Annotated in this window: 1 protein-coding gene; it reads left to right on the top strand. The window is 49.0% G+C overall.

Annotated features, from left to right (window positions below; genetic code table 11):
* A partial coding sequence (locus AC6CIF_RS31805) for an IS1182 family transposase (protein WP_498202751.1) occupies positions 1-1,428 on the top strand: 1,428 nt, incomplete at its 5' end.
* Positions 1,429-1,491 lie beyond the last annotated feature (63 nt).

The raw sequence follows: 1,491 nt of genomic DNA, 5'->3' as shown, positions 1-1,491 counted from the left end.
TATCCTGGCGGGGGCCGCCATAGCTATCATCCCAAAATGCTCACCAAAATCATCATCTACGCCTATACCCAACGCATCTATTCATCCCGGCAAATCGCCAAGGCTGTTCGCGAAAATATCATGTTCATGTGGCTCGCTGGGCGGCAACAACCAGATTTTCGGACCATCAATCGCTTTCGTTCCGACCGGATGAAAGAGGTACTGGAAACGGTGTTTACCCACGTGCTGGAACTGCTGGTTCAGGAGCAATACGTGTCCATGGATCACTACTTTCTGGACGGAACCAAGCTTGAGGCGAATGCGAATCGGTACACCTTTGTCTGGAAAAAGGCTGTCGTCAAGTACCAGGCCAAGCTGCAAGAAAAAGTACATACCCTGTTCCAAACCATCGAAGCGGCCGAAAGTGAAGAAGATGCGCTCCATGCGGGTACAGACCTCCCTGAGCTCGGGGAAGCTTCTGCACTCACGGCAGAAAAGCTGGAAAAAGTCGTTGAGCAACTGGAGGAATCCTTACAAGAAAAACCGAAAAACAAAATCGTAAAGAAAGCCGTACGCCAGTTACGCAAAGACTTGCTACCGCGGCTGCAAAAGTATGAGCACCAGATCCAAACCGCAGGGGAGCGGAATAGCTATAGCAAAACCGATCCAGACGCAACGTTCATGCGAATGAAAGAAGATCATATGCGAAATGGTCAATTGAAGCCAGGGTACAATGTGCAGATTGGAACGGAAAACCAGTTTGTTTTGGGTTACACGGTGCACCAGCGACCCACAGACACGAAATGTCTGAAGCCCCATCTCGACCATTTCGAAGAAACGCTCGGCAAAAGACCGAAGACCGTCATTGCGGATGCAGGATATGGAAGTGAAGAGAATTACAGCTATTTCGAAGAGCAAAACATCCAGGCAATCGTCAAATATGGGACGTACCACAAGGAGAAAACCAGGGCGTGGAAGCAGGCGATTGGCAAGGTGGACAACTGGAGCTATAACGAAACGGAAGATACATGGACCTGTGCGGCGGGGAAGACATTACATTTTCGGTACGAAAGCGAGACGGTCACGGAAAGTGGTTACACGATTCGTACCCGCCATTATCGAAGTGAAGATTGTAGTACATGTCCTCTGAAAGCAACATGCACCAAAGCCAAAGGCAATCGGGAGATCGCGATCAGTCTAACCTATATGCGGCAAAAAAACGAGATGCGGGAACGACTGCGCAGCGAGGAAGGATACACCCTTTCTGTTCAGCGCATGACGGAGCCAGAGAGTGTGTTTGGACAAATCAAAAACAACCGGGGATTCCGAAGATTCCTGCTTCGCGGCTTGCAAAAAGTAAGCCTGGAGGTCGGGTGGCTTTGCCTTGCCCACAATCTGCTTAAAAAAGCCGCAATGACGGAAAAACGCAAAAAGGACAAAGCAGGATAAACCTCTGCTTTGTCCTTTTTTGAACCTATGAGTGTTATTTCTTTTTGCCGATACGCTTTTTAA

Source organism: Paenibacillus sp. GQ49 (assembly GCF_059759055.1).
The sequence above is the reverse complement of the archived record's forward strand: the minus strand, read 5'-3'. Positions and strand labels throughout refer to the sequence as shown.